19 protein-coding genes, 1 pseudogene and 1 riboswitch are annotated in these 25,884 nt (G+C 53.5%); of the genes and pseudogenes, 7 read left to right on the top strand and 13 right to left on the bottom strand.

Translation table 11 applies throughout. The features are described 5' to 3' along the window. Window positions 1–23: 23 nt before the first annotated feature. Together ACFQ88_RS26010 and ACFQ88_RS26005 are read right to left on the bottom strand one after the other, a co-directional pair. On the bottom strand, window positions 24–2,336 hold the full coding sequence (locus ACFQ88_RS26010) for a helix-turn-helix domain-containing protein (RefSeq protein ID WP_379458568.1): 2,313 nt from the start codon (window positions 2,334–2,336) through the stop codon (window positions 24–26). Between the two features lie 727 nt (window positions 2,337–3,063). Then, window positions 3,064–3,426 (bottom strand): annotated as a pseudogene (locus tag ACFQ88_RS26005) (helix-turn-helix transcriptional regulator); the annotation flags it as partial. 1,269 nt (window positions 3,427–4,695) lie between these two features. Here ACFQ88_RS26005 and ACFQ88_RS26000 point away from each other — a divergent pair. After that, window positions 4,696–6,690 carry a beta-galactosidase gene (locus ACFQ88_RS26000; RefSeq protein ID WP_379458566.1) on the top strand — a complete coding sequence of 665 codons (1,995 nt, stop codon included), beginning with the start codon at window positions 4,696–4,698 and terminating at the stop codon, window positions 6,688–6,690. Between the two features lie 95 nt (window positions 6,691–6,785). Here ACFQ88_RS26000 and ACFQ88_RS25995 read toward each other — a convergent pair whose 3' ends face one another. The 3 genes from ACFQ88_RS25995 to ACFQ88_RS25985 form a co-directional block, all read right to left on the bottom strand. Further along, a complete protein-coding gene (locus tag ACFQ88_RS25995; RefSeq protein ID WP_379458564.1) occupies window positions 6,786–8,072 on the bottom strand; it encodes a nucleobase:cation symporter-2 family protein in 1,287 nt (428 codons plus the stop codon). Between the two features lies 1 nt (window position 8,073). Continuing rightward, the gene (locus ACFQ88_RS25990; protein WP_379458562.1) at window positions 8,074–8,685 is read right to left on the bottom strand and encodes a xanthine phosphoribosyltransferase; all 612 of its coding nucleotides are present in this window, start codon (window positions 8,683–8,685) and stop codon (window positions 8,074–8,076) included. 259 nt (window positions 8,686–8,944) lie between these two features. Beyond that, a riboswitch (purine riboswitch) is annotated at window positions 8,945–9,047 on the bottom strand. Window positions 9,048–9,233: 186 nt separating this feature from the next. After that, window positions 9,234–10,007 carry an MgtC/SapB family protein gene (locus tag ACFQ88_RS25985; RefSeq protein ID WP_379458560.1) on the bottom strand — a complete coding sequence of 258 codons (774 nt, stop codon included), beginning with the start codon at window positions 10,005–10,007 and terminating at the stop codon, window positions 9,234–9,236. Between the two features lie 244 nt (window positions 10,008–10,251). Between ACFQ88_RS25985 and ACFQ88_RS25980 the strand changes: the two genes are divergently transcribed. Then, window positions 10,252–10,572: an SPW repeat domain-containing protein gene (locus ACFQ88_RS25980; protein ID WP_379458558.1), complete on the top strand. Its 321-nt coding sequence runs from the start codon at window positions 10,252–10,254 to the stop codon at window positions 10,570–10,572. Window positions 10,573–10,652: 80 nt separating this feature from the next. Continuing rightward, window positions 10,653–10,817 carry a hypothetical protein gene (locus ACFQ88_RS25975; protein ID WP_239628876.1) on the top strand — a complete coding sequence of 55 codons (165 nt, stop codon included), beginning with the start codon at window positions 10,653–10,655 and terminating at the stop codon, window positions 10,815–10,817. Window positions 10,818–11,133: 316 nt separating this feature from the next. Here the strand turns inward: ACFQ88_RS25975 and ACFQ88_RS25970 are convergent, their stop codons facing one another. The 8 genes from ACFQ88_RS25970 to ACFQ88_RS25935 all read right to left on the bottom strand — a co-directional run bounded on the left by ACFQ88_RS25970 (window position 11,134) and on the right by ACFQ88_RS25935 (window position 21,234). Next, on the bottom strand, window positions 11,134–12,204 hold the full coding sequence (locus tag ACFQ88_RS25970) for a lactonase family protein (RefSeq protein WP_379458555.1): 1,071 nt from the start codon (window positions 12,202–12,204) through the stop codon (window positions 11,134–11,136). Between the two features lie 80 nt (window positions 12,205–12,284). Beyond that, on the bottom strand, window positions 12,285–13,085 hold the full coding sequence (locus ACFQ88_RS25965) for a polysaccharide deacetylase family protein (RefSeq protein ID WP_239628879.1): 801 nt from the start codon (window positions 13,083–13,085) through the stop codon (window positions 12,285–12,287). Window positions 13,086–13,526: 441 nt separating this feature from the next. Beyond that, window positions 13,527–14,402: a sugar phosphate isomerase/epimerase family protein gene (locus tag ACFQ88_RS25960; protein WP_239628882.1), complete on the bottom strand. Its 876-nt coding sequence runs from the start codon at window positions 14,400–14,402 to the stop codon at window positions 13,527–13,529. Window positions 14,403–14,509: 107 nt separating this feature from the next. Then, window positions 14,510–15,382 (bottom strand): carbohydrate ABC transporter permease, encoded by an 873-nt coding sequence (locus ACFQ88_RS25955; RefSeq protein ID WP_379458553.1) that lies wholly within the window; start codon window positions 15,380–15,382, stop codon window positions 14,510–14,512. 18 nt (window positions 15,383–15,400) lie between these two features. Then, entirely contained in the window at window positions 15,401–16,276 is an 876-nt protein-coding gene (locus tag ACFQ88_RS25950) for a carbohydrate ABC transporter permease (protein ID WP_239628886.1), read from the bottom strand. A gap of 171 nt (window positions 16,277–16,447) precedes the next feature. Continuing rightward, window positions 16,448–17,788, bottom strand: coding sequence for an extracellular solute-binding protein (locus ACFQ88_RS25945; protein ID WP_379458550.1), 1,341 nt, complete (start codon window positions 17,786–17,788; stop codon window positions 16,448–16,450). 105 nt (window positions 17,789–17,893) lie between these two features. Continuing rightward, complete coding sequence (locus tag ACFQ88_RS25940) at window positions 17,894–19,468, bottom strand: response regulator (protein WP_379458548.1); 1,575 nt, start codon at window positions 19,466–19,468, stop codon at window positions 17,894–17,896. After that, window positions 19,465–21,234, bottom strand: a complete 1,770-nt coding sequence (locus ACFQ88_RS25935; protein ID WP_379458546.1) for a cache domain-containing sensor histidine kinase — start codon at window positions 21,232–21,234, stop codon at window positions 19,465–19,467. The genes ACFQ88_RS25940 and ACFQ88_RS25935 overlap by 4 nt, the downstream gene beginning before the upstream one ends. Before the next feature lie 155 nt (window positions 21,235–21,389). On the opposite strand from ACFQ88_RS25935, the gene ACFQ88_RS25930 reads away from it, so the two are divergent. The 4 genes from ACFQ88_RS25930 (at window position 21,390) to ACFQ88_RS25915 (ending at window position 25,863) form a co-directional block, all read left to right on the top strand. Continuing rightward, a complete protein-coding gene (locus ACFQ88_RS25930; protein ID WP_379458544.1) occupies window positions 21,390–22,052 on the top strand; it encodes a helix-turn-helix transcriptional regulator in 663 nt (220 codons plus the stop codon). Further along, window positions 22,053–23,177, top strand: a complete 1,125-nt coding sequence (locus ACFQ88_RS25925) for an alanine racemase (RefSeq protein ID WP_379458541.1) — start codon at window positions 22,053–22,055, stop codon at window positions 23,175–23,177. A gap of 267 nt (window positions 23,178–23,444) precedes the next feature. Next, window positions 23,445–25,052 carry an N-acyl-D-amino-acid deacylase family protein gene (locus tag ACFQ88_RS25920; protein ID WP_379458539.1) on the top strand — a complete coding sequence of 536 codons (1,608 nt, stop codon included), beginning with the start codon at window positions 23,445–23,447 and terminating at the stop codon, window positions 25,050–25,052. 346 nt (window positions 25,053–25,398) lie between these two features. Then, window positions 25,399–25,863, top strand: a complete 465-nt coding sequence (locus ACFQ88_RS25915; protein ID WP_239628900.1) for a RidA family protein — start codon at window positions 25,399–25,401, stop codon at window positions 25,861–25,863. Window positions 25,864–25,884 lie beyond the last annotated feature (21 nt).

Genomic DNA, 25,884 nt, shown 5'->3' with positions numbered 1-25,884 from the left:
GCCGCTTTCTTGGCCGCCTGCGCTTACTGCTTGAGAAACTCATCGCGGTATTGGCCGGGAGTCATGCCGACCAGTTTGCGGAACGTACGGATAAATGCCGTCGTATTCGTGTAGTTGAGCTTTTCTGCGATCTCGGATATTTTCAAGCTCGTCGTCTCCAGCCACGTCTTCGCCATGGACATCCGGTAATCCGTCAAATATTCGCTGAAGTTAATGCCCATTTCCTTCTTGAACACCCTGCTCAAATAAACCGGGTGAAAATTGAGGATCGATGCGCATCCTTCCAGTGAAATATCCTGATCGAACCGTTCGTGAACCAGCTTGACCATCCGATCGGCGATATTCACATATTGCGACTCGGCTTGCTCGTTCAAGTAACGGGTGATCGGCTCGAATAACTCGGCCTTGAACCAGCGGACAATGTTCTCGAGCGTGTTCAGCTTCAGGAAATAGTCCATCGTAGCCCGCGGCCCCAGCACCTTCTTGACCATCCCGCCCTGCTCCTGAATGAGTTGAAATGCCTTGGCTATCAGCTGCATCATGAGCACCGGATATTCGTTAACATGAATGCCCTTGTCCACAATAACGGCAATATACTTGTCGAACGACTGATGGACATGATCCATATCGCCGAGCTTGAGCGCCTGGATGAGCTGATCCTCAAGCAGCTTCAGCTGCGTATAGACCGTGATTTCCAGCTCTCTTCTGCCGGCATCGATGTCCTCGTAGTGAACGATAATCTCATTGCCAAGGCTCATCCTGCTTTTTAAAGCCTCAAGACATTCGCGGTAGGCGCGAACCGCATCGACAGGCCGATCGAACGGGCGGCTGATCCCTATGCTGATTGGCAGCTGCAAATAGCTGTGAATCGTCCGCTTGATCGTTTCCGCCATCCGGAAAAAGTACGCTTTACATTCCGTTTCGTCTTCAAAGCGGCATGCCAAGAGCGTAACCTGGGATTGCTCAAGCAGCACCGGACTGAACCGCTCCTGCTGGGATACAAGCTCTCCCACCATATTGTTGATCGCAAACAGCAAAAGCTCCTTGTCGTTCTCCTGAAAACGGCTCTCCTGCAGCGTATCGATCTGAACCGTGATGACGCCTAATTTCGCCCATCCGGCCGGAAAGCCAAACTGCTCCGAGCGATAGGCAAAATCGCTGTCTGACAGCTGTCCTGTAAACAGCTTCAGCATAAAAAATTCCTTAAGCTGCGTAAACTGCCCGACCACCTGCTGCTGCAGCTGCTTCTCGGTGCTGAACAGCGTACGGAACCGCTCCTCGATCCAGACGAATTCGTCGTTGTGCGACTTTCCCTCCACCTCGATGTCTTTGGTGACTTCAAACAGCCTCTTGATAGGCGAATACATGCGCCGGCTTGCATATAAGGCAAAGAGCGCCACGAGGATAAAAATGGCCGAGCATGCTATAAAAGTAACCCAGGCAATCTTCTTCGATTGCTTCGTAATTTCCTCTATCGATGCAGCCGACACATAAATCCATCCGTTATACGGAGAAGAACGGTACGATATGCCCAGCTCCTTGCCGTCAGCATACGCATTGAAAAAGCCGGAATCCTCCCCGGATGCCCGAAGCTTATCCGTCACCAAGCCGTAAATGGCCTTGTTGCCGCCGGTCTCATGGTTGTCCCCGAGAAAATCGCTGCCTTCACGGTCGAGCACGTACACTTCGCCGAGCTTTTTATTTTTGGACAGCAGGTTGCTGATTTGCCGGTTTTCAATTTCAACGATCAACAGCCCTTTGGGCTGCGTGGTCATCGGGATCACAGGTATTTTGTACACAAGACGTATGACCTCGGGATGGCCTGCCGCCTCTCCGGCACTGTCCTCTGCATCGGATGAATCCCCGTTCGCCCCCCATTGACCGGTCACCCAGAACAAGCTGTTGGGCTGCTTCGCGTAGGAGGAAATGATGTCATGGTCTGCAAACGTGCTGAATTTGCTGAACATGGAGAAGCTGACCATCCAGTCCTTATTCAGGTTGATCAGATAAGCCTCGCGGACGCTGGTGAACGTCTGTAGGTTGTACAGACCCTTGGACAAATCGCGCAGCTTGGCAAAATCGTTATAATCCAAATCCTCGTTCAAGGAGGAAGCGACGGTCGGCGAATTGACGAACTGCAGCGAGGTCAGCTCCAGTGTCTTCAGCACTTGCTCCACGCCCATTTGGGTTTGCGTCAACACCTGCATATTGCCGTCCTTGACCTTGTCCTCGATATCGCCCGAGGCAATAAAATACGAGATGAGCCCTATAGAAATCACAGGAACCGCCGCGAGAATAAAGCTGTAGCCCAGCAGGCGCAATAAGTATTTCGGCAACAAGCGATTCCCTCCTGTAATCGGTATGGTACGAGGCTTGAACCGCTTTATGCGCAACGCGGGGAAGGAGGCAAGTCCCTTTCTCCCACGCTGCCCTTTGCATATAAACGTCAAAGCAGCCCAGTTTCGGCTACATTATACAGGAACGCTTATGTTCCTGCAAACGTTTTCCCGAGGACCGCGCCGCCTAACGTTATACTTACAGGCTTACTTATTATCTTGAAGGAGGATCCCGTTTCACGCTATAGTCCGAATTTAACTTTATTGCGATTGCGGTGGAAGCTGCGATTATTTGCAGCGAGAAAAATCAGATAGATTGGCATCAAGGCACAGGTGATGACATTGCTCACGTTCCGCTAAAGGATTGAAGCATACAGGAAACTCCAGCCGCGGGCAGCCGGCAGAGCCTGGCTGTAAGACGGAAAAACCGTCTTACAACCGGGGGGGCTCGCGTTTGCGCATTCTGTAAGACGGAAAATCCGCCTTACAGGAAGCCACAGCCTCGGGCGCCCTGCAAAACGCGGCTGTAAGACGGAAAAACCTTCTTACAGACAGGGGTTTCGCGTTTTTGCAATTTGTAAGACGGAAAATCCGTCTTACTGATTACCTCCAGCCGCAGGCACCCGGCATAGCCCGGCTGGCTCCTGCACTACGCGTTCTAGTGTGCGATCCCTCTAGCACTCCCCACAAAGAATTTGTGCTGCAGTCGAACACACTCGCAGCACCATCAATCGATCACCCGCTCCCTTATCGGCAATGTCACCGACGCTACGCTGTCGGGCGACGGCTTTCTCCCGTGCATCAGCCGATACTCCCCCGGCGTCATGCCTTGGCGCTTCCGGAACGAGCGGATAAAATTTTGCGAATTGGTGTACTGCAGCTTGTACGCAATCTCTTTTACGGGCATGTCGGTTTCAACAAGCCATTGGCAAGCCATCTTCTGCCGGTGCCGGGCCAAGTATTCGCTGAACGTAATGCGCATCTCCTTATTGAATAAGCCGCTTAAATAGTTGGAGTTGTAATGCAGCCGCGCGGCCACAGACTCAAGAGTCAAAGCAGAATTATATTCATCATGCACGATCGCAATGATTTGGTTCAGTACCTTTCTTCTATACGACTTCGAGTTAGGCTGCCCGTGCTCCGAATCCGCGGTAGGCTGCTCATCAAAGAAACAAGCGCGTGCAGCCTCCTCGGAATTGTCCCGGAACGGGGAAGTCTGCATACACTCGCGATAAGCAGTTGGGGTATCCGCGATATCGGAGTACAGACTGCTTACCCCCGTCGACGCCCGCAAGGATAAGCGGGTATAAACGGCAGCCTGAATGCTCATCGTCCATGCGGTTATACTTCTTTTGAAGAGATCTCTGTCCTCGCTTGAACTCGCAACCAAGATCATCAACTTGCGGTCGATCCACACGGAACCGAGCCGGGAGCCTTTCGGTATCAGCTCTTCCGTCATATTGCAGACAGCGAACTCCAGCAGCTCCTTGTCGCCAGCGTCGCCTTCCATCGGCTCAACCCGCAAGGCCATCACGGCGAAAAGCTTCGATTGCTCCAGCAGGTCTTTGCGCTCCGGCCACCGTCTGACGAGCTCGGATTGCGTGCACCCTTCCCGGAACAGCCTTTGCAGGAAATAAGCTTGAATTACGGTTGTCTGGCTGTGCAGCTGATGCTCCAACCGCCATTTCATCAAGTTCAAATACTCAAGCTGCGATTCCATTTGCTGAAGCTGAAGGCTTTCATCTTGTACGGTGCACGAGTCCAAGGAGCCCTCGCCTTTCACAGGCCGCTGAACCTTCTGCACCTTCTGAACCTTCTGCACCTTTCTTACCCCGAACAGGACCAGGGACAGCAAGCCTACCGCACCGCACAAGTACACGCATCCTCTCCATGCAGCAGCCAAGCCAAAACCTAATAGGGCAACAACTGCTATACTGATTGCCGCACCTGTTATAACCTGATGCTTACCGGTATGTTTTACTCGCTGCAATGGACCAGCCTCCCGAAGAAATTGATTGTTATGGAAAAGTCCTACAACACCATGTATTGTACCTTTTATTTCCATTGCAAGCATCGTCCTGATTTAACTTGTAAGCATCAACGCTAGTCCTTGTCTCTACCCTGGCTGAACCGCGAGCCTCGTCGTAACGGACCCTAATGCCGCTGCAGCAGGCGTCCCTCTTGATGTTCAAGAAAGTGCAAACCGTTCAAGAAAGTGTAAGCCAACCGGATCGCAGGAACAAGAATATGCAATTGTTTGCCCTTCCCGTATTGGATATGATGTTATCAATGATGGATATGACTGCGCTAAAGCGTGGACAAACTTTAAATAGAACATAAACGGGCTGGAGAGATGAACATGACAAAAAGGTTATACCACGGCGCGGCTTTTTACCCTGAGCTTTGGAGCGAGGAAGTCGTTGAGCAAGATATTCGGATGATGAAGGAAGCAGGCATCAATGTTGCGCGAATCGGAGAATTCGCATGGTCAAGAATGGAGCCCGAGGAAGGGCAGATCGATATGAGCTTTTTTGTAAAAGTCATTGAGAAGCTGCATGATAACGGCATCCAGACGGTAATGTGCACACCGACGCCGACACCCCCGATCTGGTTCACACACGGTCACCCGGAGCGTATGTATGTCGACGAGCACGGAACCGTTATGGGACACGGGTCAAGGCAGCATGCCTGCACGAACAACCCTTATTTCCGTGAGCGGGCTGCGATTATCACTAAGCATATAGCTGAGGCATTGGGCGGCTTGCCCGGTATCATCGGCTGGCAGCTCGACAATGAATTCAAGGCTCACGTGGCCGAATGCATGTGCGAGACGTGCAAAGGGCTGTGGCATCAATGGCTCGAGGGGCGTTACGGAACCGTTGAAAAGCTGAACGATGCCTGGGGCACCGACATTTGGAGCGAATATTATCACCGCTTCGACCAGGTACCGCAGCCGGGTGCGGCGCCGTTCCTGCACAATTCCTCGCTGCGGACGATGTATCAGCTATTTTCCTATGAGAAAATCGCGGAGTTTGCGGACGAGCAAGCGGCCATCATCCGGGAGTATTCCGATGCTCCGATTACCCATAACAGCAGCATCGCTTTTCACGTCGATAATGAACGCCTGTTCAAGCATTTGGACTTCGCTTCGTTCGATACGTACGCTAATTTCGACAATACGCCGGCTTACTTGATCAATTGCGATTTGTTCCGCAATTTCAAGCAGGGCAAGGATTTCTGGATCATGGAGACGAGCACGTCGTTCAGCGCGTCGCTGGAAAGCTATGCGAAGCCTCATCCGAACGGCTACCTGCGCTCCGAAGCGGTCGCCGCTTACGCATTGGGCGCGGAGGCGTTCTGCTACTGGCTGTGGCGCCAGCAAAGAGCGGGCTGCGAGCAGCCTCACGGCTCCGTGATCAGCGCCTGGGGCAAGCCGACCATCGGCTACCAAAGCGTGATCGAGGTTGAGCAGGCTCGCCAAGCGATCGAACCGGCCATGGTATCGTCGAGACCGGCGCAAGCTGAAGTGGCCATGACGTATTCGGACCGGTCCAAGGCGTTTTTGAAAACCGAGCCGCACCGCAAGCTGAATCACCGGGGGCTCGTCACTTCGTTCTACGAGCGGATTTTGACCACGGGCATTCATCGGGATTTGATACCGGAGGAAGCGCAGCTCGACGGGTACAAGCTGTTATTCACCCCGTTCCTTCATTATATCTCGGCAGAATACCTGGAACGTGCCAAAGCCTTCGTGAGCAATGGCGGCGTTTGGGTTGTCGGGCCTCTAAGCGGAGGAAGGACCGAGCAGCATACGATTCATACCGATGCTGCGCTGGGAGCTGAGCTGGAGACACTTGCCGGAGTGGAGACGCTGTACACCTACCCTATGGAAGGCACCGATACCGTAGGACGAGCATTCGGCATGACCGCTCCATTAAGTCTCTGGAGCGCCGTATTCGAGCCGAAGGAAGCGACGGCGGTCGGCTTGCTCGAAGGCGGTTTGGCTCCCGGTAAAGCCTTCATAACCGAGAAGCGGCACGGAAAAGGCAAGATCGTCATGCTAGGCTCACTACCGGCCGGCGACGAAGGAAACGCCCTGCTGGATAAGCTCATCCGCCACTACGCCGCGGAAGCAGGCGTAACGCTTCAAACGGACGTTACGTCAGGCACTATCGTAGCACCTAGAGAAGCAGACGGCTACCGACTGTGGGTTATCGTGAACATGGACGGCATCGGCGGCAGCGTCACCCTTCCGCAGGAAGGCACCGATGTATTGACGCAAGCATCCCTCGCGGCCGGCAAGCTGAACATCGACGCGTACGAATATCGCGTCATCCAATTTCCCGGAAAATAATCATTCGAGGGCGACACCTCCTCGATAAACCAAAAAAGAACCTCTTCCCACCACAATTTCCTTTGTGGAGATAGAGGTTCTTTTGCTATAAGAGCTTAGTGGCTTTCCTGTGCGTGCGCCGCCTCTCGCTTATTCGATAAGAACAAGTTCAGCAGAATCGCCGTCAACGACCCGGATACGATGCCGTTTTGCAGCAGCATTTTGGCAAAGTCCGGAAGCTGATCGAACATTTGCGGCAATGTGGCGGAGCCTAATCCAACGGCGATGCTGGTTGCTGCGATCAGCAAGTTGCTCTCCTTGCGCAGATCGACCTCGGACAAGATGGAAATGCCGGAGGCAGCGACGGAGCCGAACATGACGATCATCGCTCCGCCAAGCACCGCATTAGGAATAACGGTCGTCAATGCGGCCAGCTTCGGCAAAAGACCGAGAATGATCATAATGCCGCCGGCTGCGAAGATAACGTCGCGGGTTTTGACGCGGGTTAACGTGATCAAGCCGACGTTTTGCGAAAAAGCCGTATAAGGGAATGCGTTAAAAATACCGCCCAGCATGATAGCAAGTCCCTCTGAACGCAAGCCATTGACGATCTGCTTGGACTCGACCTTCTGATCCGTAGCTTTGCCTACGGCAAAATATACGCCTGTGGACTCCACCATACTGACAATGTTCACGATGATCATAGTAATGATTGCCGTGATGCTGATCTGCGGAATACCGAAGTAGAAAGGCTGAGCAACGCTGAACCAGGAAGCTTGTCCTACCGAGGAGAAGTTCACGATCCCCATCGCGTAACCGGCAACCGTCCCTGCAACCAAGCCTACTAGAACCGAAATCGAACGCAGAAATCCGGTCGCGAACCGGTTTACTAATAGAATGACAACGAGCGTGCCGATAGCAAGCAGCAGATTATGACCTTGTCCGAAGTCCGGACTTCCTTGTCCGCCGGCCGCATTGTTCATGGCAACGGGAATGAGGGACAAACCGATAATCGTTACAACCGATCCGGTGACGATCGTAGGGAAAAACTTCAGCATTTTGCCGTACAGCGGCGCTGCCAGAACGACGAACAAGCCGGAAATAATAATGGCTCCGTAGGCGGTAGCCAAATTCGAGGTCGAGGCTATCGCAATGATCGGACCGACCGCAGTAAACGTACAGCCCAAGATGACCGGCAATCGGCTGCCGAAATATTTGGTGCCCATAACCTGCAAAATGGTCGCCAGACCGCAAGTGAACAAATCGGCCGCAATCAGATAAGCCATTTGGGCAGGGCTCAGCTTAAGCGCACCGCCTACGATCAACGGTACGATAACGGCACCCGCATACATAGCAAGCACGTGCTGAAAGCCGAGCGTTACTACCTTTTGTTTGCTTAACATCCTACACTACACTCTCCTCGATCTTACGAATGGATGCTTCTTCTTCGACAAAGTTGACGACGCCCGGCGCCATGGAGGCAATTCGGGCCAGCGAGTGAACTCGAATTCCCTGCTCCTCCAGCAGGCTGCGCCCTTCCTGAAAGCTTTTCTCAATGACACAGCCGACACCCACAAGCTCCGCGCCCGACTGCTTCACGATATCGACGAGTCCGACCAGCGCAGCGCCCGTAGCCAGGAAATCATCTACAATCAGCACTTTATCTCCCGGATTCAAGTATTTCTGAGATACGCTGACCTGATACGTCTCTTGACGCGTAAACGAATGAACCGGAGCAGCATATACTTGCTCGGTGAGCGTGACCGCTTTCTTTTTCTTTGCATATACAAAAGGAACCCCGAGAGCAATACCTGCCGCCATCGCAAATTGAATGCCGCTTGCTTCAATCGTAAGTACCTTCGTAACAGGCTGATCGGCAAAAATCCGCGCAAGCTCCCGGCCAATCTCCAACGCCAGCTGCGTGTCCACCTGATGATTCAGGAACGAATCGACCTTCAGCACCGTATCGGATAAAATTAACCCTTCTTGACGAATGCGCTCTTCCAGTAATTTCATGTTTAGTTTTCCGCCCCTTTGTTAACTTATCTGCGTGCCCTCACACGGTTAAAAACCCGCAATGCCCTCACCGTTCAAGCCATTCCATCCGAATGAACCCGCTTGTTCACGGCAATATTCGGCAACAAAAAAAGACAGGTTCCTTGAGCTGTTTCTCAAGTGAAGCCTGTCCCTCTGGGCTTTTATCCCTCATGGTGTAACACGAAAAGTGTCTGCATCGCTCGGACCAGCCTTTCCCCCAATCAGGAGGAAACGGAACCCTAGATGCGCTATCACTCATAGTCAGACAATTGCAATGGTTGTCCGGTAGAAACTTATGGGCCATATTCCCAAATTATACGAGTCGTTTGAAGTTTTACTTGTCTATAGTACACACTCTTCCCCGCGGTTTCAAGAGGAAATTTTTCAAGGCTCCTCTCTCTTCGCGCGCTTGTCAGGCAAGGCTCTTCCATTGGAAAATATAGCCGTAAGTTGAGCGGCGTAATCGCGCTTGTTTCCCTACAGAGAATAAAAAAAGTCCGGCACAGCACCGGACTACGCAGACAGAATTACATCGAGACAGAGCTTTCTTTGCTCCCTCCGGTTCTCAGGCCCGATACGAGCTGCGATTCCAGCGACAGCACCATATCCATGGACGCAATTTTTTCCAACGCGGAAATGACATGCTCCTGCTTTTTAATTTTGAGACTGAAATGCAAATGCATGGAAGGCAGCACCGCCGGACTGCCTCCCGCTTGCTCGTCATCCGGCATCATTTTCAAATTCGCGATCTGTACGTCGTGATCCCCGAATACCGAGGCTATTTTGCCGAGCGAGCCCGGCTTGTCAATAATTTGGATGTCCACCTCGTGGAAACGGCGGTTTCTCATCAGATGCTTCTCCCACTTATTAAGCAAAAACAAGCTGACCAGCACAAGCAGCGTACATACCATCGCTCCCGTATAAAAGCCCGCTCCAACGCTAAGCCCGATGGCTGCGACTACCCATACCGAGGCCGCCGTCGTCAATCCCTTAATCATGTTGCCGTTGCGCAAAATCGCTCCCGCTCCCAAGAAACCGATCCCGCTAATAACCTGGGCCGCCAATCGGGCGGGGTCCATCCTGACGTTGGCCTCATTGACAAATTGGGAAAAGCCGTAGGCGGATAAAAGCATAATCGTCGTCGATCCGAGACAAACGAGAATATGAGTCCGAAACCCCGCCGCATGATTGCTCCACTCCCGTTCGATACCGATCAGCCCGCCCAGAACGACGGCCAAAATCATCCGGAGCACCAGCTCCCAATGCGTTATTTCCCATACACTTGTACTAACCGTATCCACTGCACGATCTCTCCCAGCTTTCGTAAATTGATGAATTCCCATTCTATGCGAAGGTATTCGGTAAGTATGATTTCAGACGCAGTGAAAGCGTCTCCGTTTTGAATATTAAACCCTATTATATCCATGAATACTGCCTGGGGCAATGAGATTTAAGGCCTTTCCATAATTGATTCGCAATACCCTGCATAATCGGTGGAACCAGGGACACCTGCCTTTACATATGATGGAGCAAGGGAGGTTCGCTATGAAAATAAGAAGCGTTCTTAATGCACTCTTTGGCCTATGGTTTCTCTTCACACCCTGGCTTAGCGGTTATACGGATCCGCCGTCCGTCATTTGGATTTATGGAATTGTTGGGGCTGTTCAAGCTATCGCCGCTTCGGCTGCACTCTGCATGAAGAAAGGGGACTCGCCGCCAAACTTGCTTACACTGATCACGGGTATCGCGATGGTTGTCATTCCATTTACCGGATGGAGTTTACCGCTGCCTATTGGCGGGATCAGTATTATTTTGGGTATCGTCACCATGTTATTCAGCTTCGCAAATTTGGGTGCCAGAAAATAGCTTGGGTCTCTCCCTCGACACCATGCATCATTTTCCAGCCGACAGCAAATACTTAACAATAAAAAGAAGAGGTGTAGAGCATGTTCAGCAGCATCCTAGCGCTCCTGAAGGACTACTTTATTCCGAAGCAGAGCGACAATCCTTTCCATTATTATGACGAATACGGGCATTATTCGTACTTCCGGTTAGCGGAGTGGGAGTATGAATCGGTAAGCGACGATCCGGATTATAAGAAGTTCCCTTGAACATAATTTTCGCGACAGCCCATTCCATACGCATGAAAAAACGGCTCCTTCTATTAAGAAAGGGCCGTACTATTTGGAGAAACCACTGAAAATTCGAAATATAATTGTATACTCCGGTGGGATATGCCTCTCCAGCCGCTGTTGAAACCTGTGAATCTGATTAGAATTGTGTGGTATTTTCACAGATTTCAAAGGCGGACGTAAACTCTTCCAAGGCATATCCCCACCTACGTACTACAATATTTCGAAGAAAAAGGTTTCTGGACATAGCGAACGGCCCTTCCAAATGAAGAAAGGGCCGTTTTTTCTATGTTAGCTATAGCTTATAAAAGCGCACGCAAGTCGGTTGAGGAAGCGTAACGGAATGTCCGGTCGGTGCCAGCTTCCCGCTATCGCGATCAACCTTGAATACATGAACGGAATCGGAATCCTTATTGGCCGCGAGCAAATATTGGCCGCTCGGCGTCAGGCTGAAATGTCTCGGATGCGATCCTCCGGTAGACATATGCTGTACCAGAGTCAGCTTGCCGCTCGCGGAATCGATGGCATACACCACGATGCTGTCGTGTCCCCGGTTGGACCCGTACAGGTAAGAACCGTCAGGCGATACCTGTACTTCCGCGCAGCTGCTTGTGCCGTCGAAGTCTTCCGGCAGCGTGGATATCGTCTGAACCGCTTCGAGCTTGCCTGCCTGCTCGTCGAAGGCAAACACCGTCATGGTGGAGTCGAGCTCATTGATCACATAGGCATGCTTGCGGTCAGGTTGGAAAGCGAAATGCCGAGGTCCAGCCCCTGGAGCCAGCTTAACTTCGTCGTGCGGCTCAAACTTGCCGTTTGCCCTATCCAAACGGTATACCATCACTTTGTCCATGCCCAGATCCGGAACGATTACGAATTGATCAGACGGATCCGTATAGATCGAGTGCGGATGCGCGCTATCCTGGCGCTTCGCGACAACGCTTGCGCCTTCGTGCCGTACTTTGTCGGCCAAGGCTCCCACTTCTCCGTTCTCCAGAACGGGAAACAGATTGATCGTACCTTCGGAGTAGCTGACCGTCATCGCGAAGCTCTCGCTGCCGTCGAGATTAATATGCGTAGCCGATTTGTCCAAAGAAGGCTGCTGGCCCGCCAGCGCCAGCTTTCCTGTTTCCGCATCGATGCGGAAAGTAAGGATGGCGCCGCTATCTTGCCCCTCATCCGCTTGAGTATATGTATACAGCAATCCTTTATCTTGGCTGATCGTCATGAACGTAGGATTCAGCATACCGGCCACCTGATCGATATAGCTCAGCTCCCCGGATTGCTCGTCGAACCGGTATACATGAACACCGGGAGATTGCTTGTCCGAATACGATCCGAAATACGTTATATATTGGTTGGATTCCATTGTTCCCTCTCCATTCATCTGATCAATAGTGAAGCATTGCCTATATTGTATCCGAATATTCCATGCGACGCCATTGCGTCTTAATCCAGCGCAACCTGGCTGCCGCCGGCGATTTCGACGATATTGCCATCGACGCTGATCCATACGGATTGGGCCGACGGGTTGTACACGAACTCGCTGGAAGCGGAAAATTGGAGCTGGCGGAACGCTTTGATGTAATCGACGATTTCAATATTGGTCGCGTACCAGATATCGTCCCGTTTGCCGATATATTCGCAGAACCGCTCGATCAAATCCCAATTGTTGTCGTTATCGAACTCGTAGCTGTGTCCCCAAACGTACATCATGTACAAATATTGCTTTTTATGAAGCTCGACGAAAGCTTCGGCCAAGCCCATCAGGTTTTTGTTATGATGGCACGTAGGCTTCCACTCCATCAAATCGTCCGGCAGCCCGAAGCCTCCGGTAGCTTGCACCACTCTCGCATATTCTAGCCCAAGATGAGGCAGCAGCTCTTTGATTTGGCTGTTGAACGATCCGTTAGGATACGACATACCCCGTACGGTATAACCTACAAGGCGCTCCAATGCTTTGCGGTCTTCAAGCACCTCATGAATCAGCTGCTCCCGGGGTGATCTCGCTATCGTCGGATGGGTTACGGTGTGGGCCGAAACCTCATGTCCTTTGTACAGCTCGGCGATTTCGCCTTCCGCGATGCGGTCGCCCGTACCGAGCAGCCCGGAGTTCAGGTGGAATGCGCCCTTGATGCCGTATGTATTAAAAATGTCGACGAGACGGCGGTCCGCCGCTCTTCCGTCGTCGTAGCTCATGGTGAGCGCTTTAAATTTGCCTTCCGGATAAGTCATCAAAATTTTGCCCATGTGAACAAACGCCTCCTATAAATGGATGATCTAATGAATAGTGTACCATTGATGGGAAAATGTGAAAACAGATGGCGCGGATTCGGCGCGATGAGGGTAGCGGCAGCTCTGTAACGCGGTTTTTCCGCGTTACGGCTGTTGCTTTTGCGTTACGCTGCGCTGTAACGCGGTTTTTCATGCTTACAGCGCGCGGATTCAGCGCTGGGGGGCTTGCAGCAGCTCCGTAACGCGGTTTTTCCGCGTTAGGGCTGTCGCTTTTGCGTTACGCTGCGCTGTAACGCGGTTTTTCATGCTTACAGCGCGCGGAACCGGCGCGCCTGGCTTGCGGAAGCGCCCCCTTCATAGAGGCGCGATGCTCAAGTACCTTAGAGCTGCTAGATATCGCAGCTCTGTATAAGCAAACAAAGCCTTCCGAAATGACAACGGAAGGCTTTGTTGCTTCTATTTATAGCGGCGGATGAACTCGACCGCCTTGCGGATATCTGTCTCGGGCTGATCGCCCACTTCGCGCTCGATCGTCAAATAGCCTGTGTAGCCGATCTCCTGCAGCGCAGCAAAATAAGCGTCGAACGGCACTTTCCCTTCGCCGAGCGGAACCTCCTTGAAAATTTCGCCGGACGAGACCATCTGCGCAATTTTCCCGTGATCCATCGGCTCGAAGCCAAGCGCGCCGTACACTTCGCGAGGATCGACCTCGCGGTAGCGGATACCGTCCTTCACATGCGTGTGAACGATGTAGTCCTTCAGCAGGCGGACGCCCTCGACCGGATCATCGCCGGTTACCATGACCATGTTCGCCGGATCGAAGTTGACCGATACGCCGTTCGTACTGAGCGTATCGAGGAAATGCTTCAAATGAGCGGCACGCTCCGGTCCGGTTTCGATAGCGAAGTAAGCGTTCATGCTCTTCGCATACTGACCGAGCTCCTCACATGCGGACTGCATGCTGTGGAACACTTCGCTCTGCTCATCTTCCGGCACGATGCCGATATGCGTCGTCACGATATTGGTGCCGAGATCCATAGCGAGATCCAGAATGCGCTTGGACTTCTCGACTTTAGCCGCGTTCACGGTCTTATCCTGAAAGCCGTGTCCGCCCAGATCGCCGCACAAGGCGGATATTTCGAGACCGAGCGAGGCGATATACGCTTTGAGCTCCTTACGGGCATCGGCCGACAGCGCAGCCGGATCCATTTCGCCGCTAACCGCGTAAATTTGCACCCCGTCCGCTCCCACATCTTTGGCCTTTCTCAATCCTTCACGGACACCCAGGCCGAAGCTGTCGACGATAACGCCGATGCGGTTCGTCAATTTCATCCTCATTTCCTCCTTTAAACATCACATGTCAGGAACATCATGGTAATAATTCTAGAACGGGCGACCGATTCCTTTTCTCACCGGATAATTCGTTCAGGAGCAAGCGCTTACCCTTTTACCGCGCCAGCCGTCATTCCTTTCATAATCTGCTCCTGGAACAGCAGGAACACGGCAATCGTAGGCAGCACCGCAATCGAAAGAGCGGCCATCGTAAGCGCATAATCCGTCGAATAGCCCGTGGCGAATACGGAGAGGCTGAGCGGCAGCGTTTTTAACGCAGGCTTACTTATAAATACAAGCGCAAACGCAAAGTCATTCCAAAACCGCAAAAAGGCTAGAATCGCTACTGTCGATAGAGCAGGAATGCTTAACGGCAGCATAATCCGGAAGAAAATCCCCCAATAGCCTGTGCCATCGATTAAAGCTGCCTCCTCGATTTCTTTGGGAACCGAAGTCAGATAAGCGGCGGCAACGAATATCGCAAGCGGCAGCTCGAACGCCGTGTATGGCAAGATCAGCGCCCCGTAGGAGTCGAGCAGACCGATTTTTTTCATAATAATGAACAGCGGCACCAAAGTGCTATGAATCGGAATGAGCATTCCGAGCAAAAACAACCCCATCATCAGCGGCTTCAGCTTAAACTCGAACCGAGCCAATACATAGGCGGCCAGCGCCCCCAAAATCAATGTCAGCACCAAAGAAACAATCGTCACAATGCTCGAATTGATGAGCGAAATTCCCATCTCGGATACTTTCCAGGCGCGCACGAAATTATCCCAATGCCATACGGTAGGCTGAGCAAAAGGCCGCGAGTAAAACTCCTCGTTCGACTTGAACGCACTGATGAACAGCCAAATCAGCGGGTATAGCGTAACCAGGGCATAGAGCGTGAGCAGCATATTGATAAGGCCTCTGCTCCATTTCACCTTCTTTTGTCCCTGCGGGAGAGCGGCCGTCTTCACTTGATAAACCTGTTCCATCCTAATCCCCTCCCGTTATTAGCGAACGTCCCGCTTCATTAAATATTGGCTTCCTACGATCAGCACCATGCTGAGAATAATGATTGCGGTCGATACCGCACTTCCGTAGCCGTAGCGGAATACGTTGAACGTATTATTATACATGTACGAAGCGAGCAGCTCCGTGGAATGCGCGGGTCCGCCGCCGGTCATGACATAGATCAGGTCGAACGCCTTAAGGCTGCCGGAAATACACAGCACAACCGCTACCTTAATCGTATCCCAAATCATCGGCAGCGTAATGACGAACAGCTTGCGCACCGGTCCGACTCCGTCGATTTGCGAGGCGTCGTCGATTTCCGGAGAAATATTTTGCAGCGCCGCGATAAACATAATCATATACGGACCGATATAGTTCCAAATAATCGGCACCATGATCGCGTACATCGAGATTTTCGGATCGGACAGCCATGCTTTTTTCCAGGATTCCAAGCCTACCGTCTCCAGCAGGAAGTTGAGGATCCCGATTTGCGGATGATAAATGTAGCCCCAAATAATACCGACAACGACCGAAGACAGCACCATCGGCATGAACACCGAAGCGCGGATCATTCTTTGAAACAGCGTGCTCTTCATAAGCAAAAGCGCGAGCACCAGAGCGATCGGCACTTGTCCGAAGACGGAGGCGGCTACGATCAGCATGTTATTTTTGAACGATTTCCAAAAAAGCGGATCCTTCACGACTTCCACATAGTTGTCGAAGCCGATATATTTGGCGGCGCCGATCCCTTTCCAATCGAAAAAACCGTAGTAAGCGGACCAGAACACCGGAATGATCACAAAAAAGGCGTACAGCAGAAAGGCCGGAAGAAGACCAACCGTTATGAATCCTCTTATACGTGCCGCTGTTGACATGGCTTCCCCTCCTGAAAACTTTGCTTTAGCAAAGTTACTTCGTAAGCATTAACTGAGTTTCGCGAAGCGAAACTGACTTCGTAAACGTAAACTGAGTTCCCCTCAGGCTCTTGAAAAAGCAATTCCAGTCTCTTGTTCAAAGACTGGAACCGCTCCAAGCTTTAAGTTCGGTTACTTGACGCCGAGCGATTTGGCTTGCGCGTCCTGAATCTTCTTCGCGATATCCTCCGGCTTGCCGCCCATCAGCAGCTCTTGCAGGCCGTTGTTGACCACATCGCTGGCCGCGGAGCTGAGGACGCCGTCATATACCGGCGTTCTTTTCACTTTGCCGACCATTTCATACACTTGCGCGAATAAGGAAGACACTTTCGTTTTGTCGAGCTCCACTTTATAGCTGACGAGCTGGTTGCTCTCGAGCGTCGCCTTTTGAGCCGCAGGGCCGGACAGCGCATAGATCAGCTCATACGCCGCATCCTTAGCCGCGCCGCTTGTTTTCTTGCTCATGCCGAGACCGGTTCCGACTACGCCGGACAGCGAATTCGGATCGCCTTTGCCGTTAGGCACGGAAGGCAGCACCGTCACGCCGATGTTGTCCAGCACTTCCTTCGACGCATTGGCCGCAAGGTTCGTCAGCGCCCAGCCGCCGTCTATCATCATCGCCGCTTTGCCTTGCGCGAACATTTGCTCCATTTGCGTATTGTCGATGCTGTTGAAGCCCTCCTGGAACGCTCCCGCCTTGCCTATCTGCTGCAGGTAAGTCAACGCTTGTACGAATTCAGGATCGGTAAACTTCGCTCCTTTTTGGTTAGCCGCGTTCAGGAACCATTCCGTGCCAGTCACACGGTCCGCCAAAGAGCTCAAAATACTCGATTGCGCCAGCCAAGCGGCCTTGTTTCCAAGCGCGATCGGCGTCATTTTGTCCTTCTTGAACGTTTCCACGAGACTCATCATTTCATCCCATGTTTTCGGAGGCTTCACGCCGTATTTATCGAAAATCGTTTTGTTATAATAAAGAATCGAAGTCGGGGACAAGCCCATCGGCGCGCTGTACGTTTTGCCGTCGATGGTGAAATCGTCGAACGAGTTCGGCAGGAAGCCGTTTTTCCAATCCGGTTTGCTGTCGAGCAGCTGGTTAATCGGCTGAAGCAAATCTCCGCCCACGAACTCCTTGGTCATAACGCCAGGCCACATCACGAACAGATCCGGCATTTCATTGGCTGCGGCAACCGTTTTCAAACGGGCGCGATAACCATCGGGCGGGATGCCCTGAATATCCAGCTCCACATTCGGGTGGTCTTTCTTGTACTGCTCCATGATGCTTCTCATCGTTTTGGCGCGAAGGTCGTCGCCTGTATAGTTATGCCATATGGAAAGCTTTACTTTTTGTTGAGCGTTATCTTTACCCCCGCCCTCGCCGGCAGCCTTGCTGTCGGTACTTGCGCCGGTACCGCAGGCGGACAGCAAAGTCGTTGCCATTACCGCGGTGAGCGCTATCGTCGTCGCTTTTTTCATCTTGTAGTACCCTCCTCGTTCATCTCTTCTCTTTACAAGCCTTAGTATAGGGGACAACGGTCGGACGCAAAACGGGAGAGACTTCGGAGGCAGGGGGGAAATTTTTCAGCCTTTTGGCGATTGGCGGAATTCCGACGGCGTTTGCCCGCTGAATTTTTTGAATTGCTGGCTAAAATATTTGATGTCCTCGTAGCCGACGCGATTGGCCACCTCGCTGATTTTGGCCTGTGAGCCCTGCAGCAGCTCGGCCGCTTGCCGCATCCGTTCCTTCGTTACGAATTCGATATAGTTGAGCCCCGTTTCCCGTTTGAACACCTCGCTGAAATGATTCGGGTTCAGATGAACGAACTTCGCCACCTGCTGGAGCGTTAGATTTTGATCCAGATTTTCTTTAATATAGGCAATCGATTTATGAATATACGAGAACTTGGTTTCCGCGATCGATTCATGAAAAACGGACATGACGGAAGACAGCAGCCGGAACAGCTCTTCCTCGGGCTGGCCTGCCAACTCCAGCGTGAACTCCCTCCGCTCGTTATCCGGACCCGTTCCTTCCTGAGAGGCTCCCGTACCGGACCCCGCCCGCTCCAGCCATCGATGCGCGGACAAAACAAGCGATTGCAAATAAGCCTGCAGCGATGCCGGTGTGACCGAAGCGTCCTCCATCTGCGTGCGAACCTTTTGATTCACCCAGTGCCGCAGCTCCGTCAAATTGTTGCTCAACAGGATAGCCGAGAGCTCCGCCTCCTCCTTCTGGGAGCATACGGTTCTTCCCCCTCGGCGGTCCTTTACGTCCTCCATGGCAAAAAGCCCTCTGGCCGCTACCAAGCCGCGGAAAGAAAATACGTGCTCCGCCTCGCGGAAGGAGACTGGAAGCTCGTCCCAGCCTGCGGCGATGGAGCCGAGAGCGGCATAGGCGGTGCATTTTAGCGTCTGCTCCACCCGGCCCAGGGCCGCCTCCAGCGATGCCTTGTCCGTGACGCCGGGCACGTAGCGGGCGACCAGCACAATCCGGTCCTTCTTCAGCAGCGTAACGGCAGGAAGCAGCTCGAACAGCATATTATCGGCTGCGCCTAACAGGAGACGGGCCAGCGGGTTATCGCCCCAGCCCGAAGCGGAAACCAGCAGCACTTGCATCGGGGAGAGCTCCGCTTCAGCGGCTTGCACCCCGTGCTTGCGAAACCAGATGTACAGCTGTTCTTTGACCGAGGCAGGCTCCTGATCGAGCCCTTGGGTGACGAGCCGCTCCAGAAGCTGGCTGCGGAAAGCAGCCGTCTGGAAGTTTTCCTGCTTCAATGCCTCCCACTTCTCCAATATGCGCTGCTTCGCTTTCATCGCCGCTTTTATTATTTCATCGGGACGGCTGGTCTTGAGCAAATAATCGGTCACGCCTTCCCGCAGCGCCTGCTGTGCATACGTAAAATCATCGTATCCCGTTAAAATGACGATCTCCGTGTCCGGCAGCAGCTCCTTCACCTTCTTCGCGAGCTCGATTCCGTCCATGCCGGACATGCGGATATCCGTCAAAATGATATGCGGCTTCTCCTCCGGCACACGCGCCAGCGCTTCTTCAGCCGATGCCGCAGGTGGAAGCAGCTCCATCCCCAGCTCCTTCCAATCGATAACCGTACACAGTCCGGTGCGGATGATCACTTCGTCGTCTACTATCAAAATTCTCATGTCGTTTCCTCCGTTAACGGAATGATGAATGATATCGCCGTTCCTTTGCCCGGCTCGCTCTCAATAACAAGACCGGATTCGTGCCCGTAATGAAGCTGCAGCCTCTGATGCACATTGCGCAGGCCGTAGCTGAACTTCGTTCCTTTGCCGCGAGACGCCCCCTCATGCACGGTCAAGCTTCGACGGATCTCACGCAGTCTGGCCGGCTCGATGCCGATTCCCGTATCCTCCACGATAAACTTCATCCCTAACGTCCCCGCCAATTCACCGTGGACATAGACATTGCCTTTTCCTTGCTTTTTCTGAATGCCGTGAATAATGCTGTTCTCGATCAAGGGCTGCAGCAGGAGCTTCAGCATCGGGAGCTGCATCATCGCCGGATCGATATAAAACTCCACCTCGAATTGTCCCGGGAACCGGATCGCTTGAATGTATACATAATTTTGCGCGTGCGCCACCTCCTGCTGGACAGGGCAAAATTCCTCCCCCTTGTTCAAGCTGAACCGCAAGAAATCGCTGAGCGCCCCCACCATTTCCGCAATCTGCTTATCCTTGTTCATCAAGGCGATCCAGTGTATCGAAGATAACGTGTTATATAAAAAGTGCGGATTGATTTGCGCCTGCAGCGCTTGAATATCGGCTTCCTTTTTCATCGCCTCGTTCTTCTGCACCTGCTCCTTCAGCCGCTGGATCCGGTCGCTCAGCTTATTGTAGCTGCGCAGCAGCAGACCGACCTCGTCCGTGCTCCTCACCTCGAAATGAGGAATCGGCTCGTCGGGATTAATGTCCTTCATGTTTTGCGTCAGCCGGGTCAGCGGCTTCGTCACCCATTGCACGAAATAAAGCACCAAGCCTGCCGCGAGCAGCAGCCCGAGACCTACCGCAAGCGCCGTGACCATCAGCACGTAGCCGCTTTGCGCCGTATAGATTTGCGTCGGAATGAAGCCGACCAGCTTCCATTGCAGACTCGGAACCGTGTGATACAGAATCGTTGTCTGCTCTTTGCCGGTCCCGTAATTCAGCATGCCGCTGTCTCCTTCGAGCTCCCCGAAGCCCGGAAAAATATCGCTCACCGTCTGATTCAGCCATTCCTGCCGGCCGCTGGACAAAACGCGGTTGTTCTGATCCAGCAGCAGGACGAACCCGGTCTTCTCCCAGCCGGCCCCGGTCAAATAACGGGAGATTTCGGCTTCGTCGACGCTGATCGATACCGTCCCGAGCGGCTTGAAATTGTTAATGCTGCGGACAGGCCGGACAAGCGAAACGACCCGCTTCAGCCCCTCCGTCGTCTGATTCTCGTAGAGCGGCGACCACCACCTCGTGCTGCTGCGGTATGCCTGCTCGTTTGCCTTCAGCACCTCGGGCAAGCCGGACTTCAATACCGTCGTGTTGGAAAGCGGCGGCTTTCCTTTATCATGCGTGATCGTAATGTTGGATATATATTTTTTGGAAAAAGCCAGGTTCGTCAAAAAGCCCACATTAAGCGTAAAGCGGACCACATCCTCCTGTTCGTCATCGAGATACGCCTGAATATCGCGCTGCCCGATTAAAAACAACGACATATTTTCCGCATCCTGAATGATGAATTCCAGCTTGTCAGCAATTTGGCGCAGCGTGTTCATGCCCGCTTGCTTGGCCTTTTCCTCCGTTAAGGAAATGGCGATCTGGTAAGAGGCAACGCCGGTCAGCACAAGCGGCAGTAAAATAGCGAACAGCAGCAGCATGGACAGCTTTCGTTTTAACGATTTTCCGAACCAACGCTTCATTCTTAGGCTCCCCTGCATATAAAGTAAACGCTTCACATATACTAACATACTTTTTTTTATTCGAACAAACTTTTTGTTTGACAATCCGTTGGTTTATGTTACTATCGTTCTCATAACGACACCAACTTATCGCGGAAAGGGAGGGCCACTCGAACATGGAGAACATCCGGGACGAATCGGAGTTTCTGAACAGCCTGGTGAAAGGCATTGCCGCCCAGTTCGGCGACAACTGCGAGGTCGTGCTGCACGACTTGACCGGCTCTTACGAAAGCACGATTCGGGCAATCGAGAACGGTCATATTACAGGCAGAAAGGTAGGCGATCCGGGGACGAACCTTGGCTTGGAGCTGCTGCGGGGCAATCATGTGGACGGCAACAAATTCAACTATGTCACGCAAACGAAGGACGGCCGCATTCTCCGCTCTACTTCGATCTATATGAAAAATAGCGAGGGCAAAACTATCGGCGCGCTATGCATCAACTTCGACATAACGGAGCTGATGGTCGCCGAGAAGACGCTTCATTCGCTTACATCCACGGGACTTCAGACGGAAGTGAAGGAATCGTTCGTCAGCAATGTGAGCGATCTGCTCGACGCGCTTATTCAGGAGGCTCAGGAGCAGGTAGGCAAGCCGGTCGCCGTCATGACCAAGGAGGACAAGATGCGGATGATTCAGCTGCTGGACCGCAAAGGCGCTTTCCTGATCAAGAAGGGCGGCGAGAAAATTTGCGCCTATTTGAATATATCGAAATACACCCTCTATAACTATTTGGAAGAAGGCAAAACATTATCCGAAGCCGAAGGGAATGAAGAGTAGATGAACAACGGTTCAGCACCGCTTTTCGTACCGGAAACTCCTTGTATTATCATCCATGAAGCCATCATGGAGCGCAACATCGAAGCGATGGCGGAAACCGCGCAGCGTAATCAGGTGCAGCTGCGGCCTCACGCCAAGACGCACAAGATGCCTCACGTCGCCAAGCGGCAGCTAGGAGCCGGAGCCTCGGGCATAACCGTGGCCAAAGTATCCGAGGCCGAAGTGATGGCGCAGCACGGCATCTCGAATATTTTCATTGCTTATCCGCTCGTGACTCCATCCAAAATCGAGCGGGCCATCGCTTTAAGCCGGCAGATCGACCTGATTCTCGCGGTCGACAGCGACGAAGGTGCGAGCCGCTTGTCGCAGCTGGCCGGCCAGCACGGCCACACGCTGAAGGTGCGGCTCGAAATCGATACCGGGCTGCGGCGTACGGGGGTCCCGTACGACGACGCATTGGCCCTCGCATCGCGCATCCACGCGATGGAGCATTTGCGGCTGACCGGGATCTATACGTTCCGCGGCGCGCTGATGAACAAGAAGCCGACTCTCGATCTAGAGGCGGCAGGCGTCGAGGAAGGCCGCATCATGGTGGAGCTGGCCGACCGGATGCGCGCGCTGGGGATTCCCATCGCGGACGTGAGCGTCGGCTCCACCCCAACGGGAGCATACGCCGCGACCGTGAAGGGCGTCACCGAAATCCGACCGGGAACGTACGTGTTCCAGGACCGGATGCAGGCGAAGTTCGGCGTGTGCGGCCTGGAGGATTGCGCAGGCAGCGTTCTTGTAACCGTTGTCAGCCGCCCTGCGGCGGACTTGGCTGTTGTCGACGGCGGCAGCAAGACGTTCGCCACCGACGTGCAGCCGAACACAGAGCCGCTGCTGCTTCAGGGCTTTGGCCATGTCGTCGGCCTCGAGGACGCCGTGCTGGAGCGGCTGTCCGAGGAGCACGGCATGATGCGCCTCGGCCCTGAAGCGCAAGCCGCCAATTTGAAGGTAGGCGACCGGCTTTATATTATTCCGAATCATATTTGCAGCACGATCAATCTGCATAATCAGGTGCTGTTCCTGCGGGGCGAAGCCTTCGAGCCCGTACCGGTTCTGGGCCGGGGCAAGCTGGAATAAGAGCGGGCCGGAAGGCTGCGCCGTCAGCTTCGGCATCGGTACCGGTTTTGATCACGGTCTTGGCTCTGGCTTCGGCTGCGACTTCCGTCTTGGTCCTGACTCTGGCTTCGTCCTTACTCTGGCTTCAATCCTGCTTCAGCTCCGACTCTGACTCTGGCTGTGATCTCATTCTCATTTTTTCATTCTCAGTCACCGCTTCCGGCATCTTTTTTAACCATGCCTAATCAACGTGCATTGATACTTAACCTCAAGGAGGGTTCCTACGTCATGCTCGATCTGCTATTGAAAAACGGGCGCATCGTCGACGGTACCGGCAATCCGTGGTTTATCGGCGATGTCGGCGTCAAGGACGGGCACATTGCCGCCGTCGGCCAAATTCATCAGGAAGCCCGCGAAACGCTGGACGTCCATCATCAGGTCATTTCCCCCGGCTTTATCGACGGTCATTGTCATTCCGATCTGATGATCTTCGACCATCCGCTGAGCGAGATTAAACTGCGCCAAGGGGTCACCACCGAGGTGGTCGGCAACTGCGGCCTGGCTCCCGCGCCTTTTGTCAAAGAAAAAGCGGAGCTGCTGCAAAGCTACGTCCAGCCGGTGCTGGGCAAAACCTCGTGGGAATGGCCGTGGGAGACGGTGGAGCAGTATATGGACTCGCTCGCCAGCTCCCGCCCTTCAGAGAACATCGCCACTTATGTGGCCCACGGCGCGCTGCGCATCGCGGTCATGGGCTTCGCCAACCGTCCTGCGACGTCTCAGGAGTTGATCCGGATGAAGCATTTGCTCGATCAAGGGCTCAAAGCCGGAGCGATCGGCTTCTCCATTGGTCTGCTGTACGCTCCGGGGAGCTACACTTCCAAGGAAGAGATCGCCGAGCTGAGCTCCGTGCTGCCCAAGTACAACGGGCTGTTCTCCACCCATATTCGCGGCGAGGGCAACAACCTGATCCCTTCCGTTAAGGAAGTGATCTGGATCGCCGAGAAAGCCGGCGTCTCGCTGCACATCAGCCACTTGAAGGCGGCGGGCAAAATCAACTGGGGCAAAGTGCTCGAGGCGATGGAGCTCATCGAGGAAGCCCGTTCGCGCGGACTCGATGTGACGTGCGACGTCTACCCGTACAACGCCGGGTCGACGACGCTTACAACAGTGCTGCCGCCATGGGCGCTGGAAGGCGGCATCGAAGCCGTGCTGGAGCGGTTCCGGGATGCAGGCTTGCGCAAACGGATCCGCGAGGAGCTCGGGCAGGAGCAGAAGGATTGGGACAACCTCGTCTGCTCCACCGGCTGGCAGAGCGTCTACATTTCCGCCGTGCATAATGAAGCGAACCGCCATTTGGAAGGCAAGCATCTCGCCGAGATCAGCGAGGAGCGCGGTCAGCATCCGGCGGACTGCATGATGGACCTGCTTCTGGAGGAGCAGGGACGCATCTCCATCGTCTACTTCCATATGTCCGACGATGACGTGAAGCAGGTTGTCGGCTACGAGCGATCGCTGATCGCATCCGACAGCCTGACGTGCGAAACCGGCAAGCCGCACCCGCGCTTGTACGGCACCTTCCCCCGCGTCTTCGCCAAATATGTGCGCGAAGACAAGGTGCTCACGCTGGAACAGGCCGTGCGCAAGCTGACCTCGTTCCCCGTGCAGCGGTTCAAGCTCGGCAAGCGCGGCCTGCTTGTGCCGGGGTATGCGGCGGATATTGCCGTGTTCGATCCGGATACGATCCGGGATCACGCCACCTTCGAGAACCCTCGGCAATATCCTTCCGGGATGCTGCATGTATGGGTCGGAGGCAAGTCGACCCTGGCCGGTGAACGCCATACGCAGGCGCGCGAAGGCAGCCTGATCCGCGCGCATCATTGCTGCAGCCACGGATAAGGCGCCAGGCTGGCACCTTGCAATGGTTCCGATCCGGCGGGTTGCCGCCAGCCGGGAAGAACTTGCTTGGAATTGATCGATCGCCACGCAGCGCGCGCAGCGTTCGCTTGGGATTCGCTCGCGTAGACGTGTGTAGTCACATCATTCGATCTATGCCTGCCCTGCCGATGTTATCAAACTCAAGCATTGCCCTGCCATTGGAACGTCTTAACCGTCTGAACAGTCGACCGAAAGCTTTTTCGCAACATATACATTCACAAACCGCACGGCAGATTCGATCCTAACCTTAACCATTACTATAACTTTATCCCTGCTTAATCCTATATGTATACGGAGGTAATAAACCATGAGCAAAATCGAGCAAAGACTGCAAGAGCTGGGCATCGTCCTTCCCCCATCGCCGGAGCCGCGCTTCACTTATATTCCGTGCAACCGTACCGGCAATCTGATTTATTTGTCCGGTCAGGACTGCCGCATTAACGGAGAGCTTATGTACGAAGGCAAAGTAGGCAGCGACCTTACGATCGAGCAGGGACAAGAAGCCGCTCGGCAAGTCATTATTAACTGTCTGGCCGTCATGAAGGGATACTTGGGCGATCTGGACCGCGTGGTCAAAATCGTCAAGCTGCTCGGCTTCGTCAACAGCGCGCCGGGATTCGGCGACCAGCCTTACGTGATGAACGGCGCCTCCGACCTGCTTGTGCAGGTATTCGGCGAGAACGGCAAGCATGCCCGTTCCGCCATCGGAACAAGCGACCTGCCGTTCCACACGCCGGTGGAAATCGAAATTATCGCTGAAATCCGCGATTAATCTATCCCCCTGCGCCGCTGC

Source organism: Paenibacillus sp. NPDC056579 (assembly GCF_042793215.1).
GTDB lineage: Bacteria > Bacillota > Bacilli > Paenibacillales > NBRC-103111 > Paenibacillus_S.
Note: the sequence above shows the minus strand (reverse complement) of the source record. Positions and strands in the feature narration are given on the sequence as shown.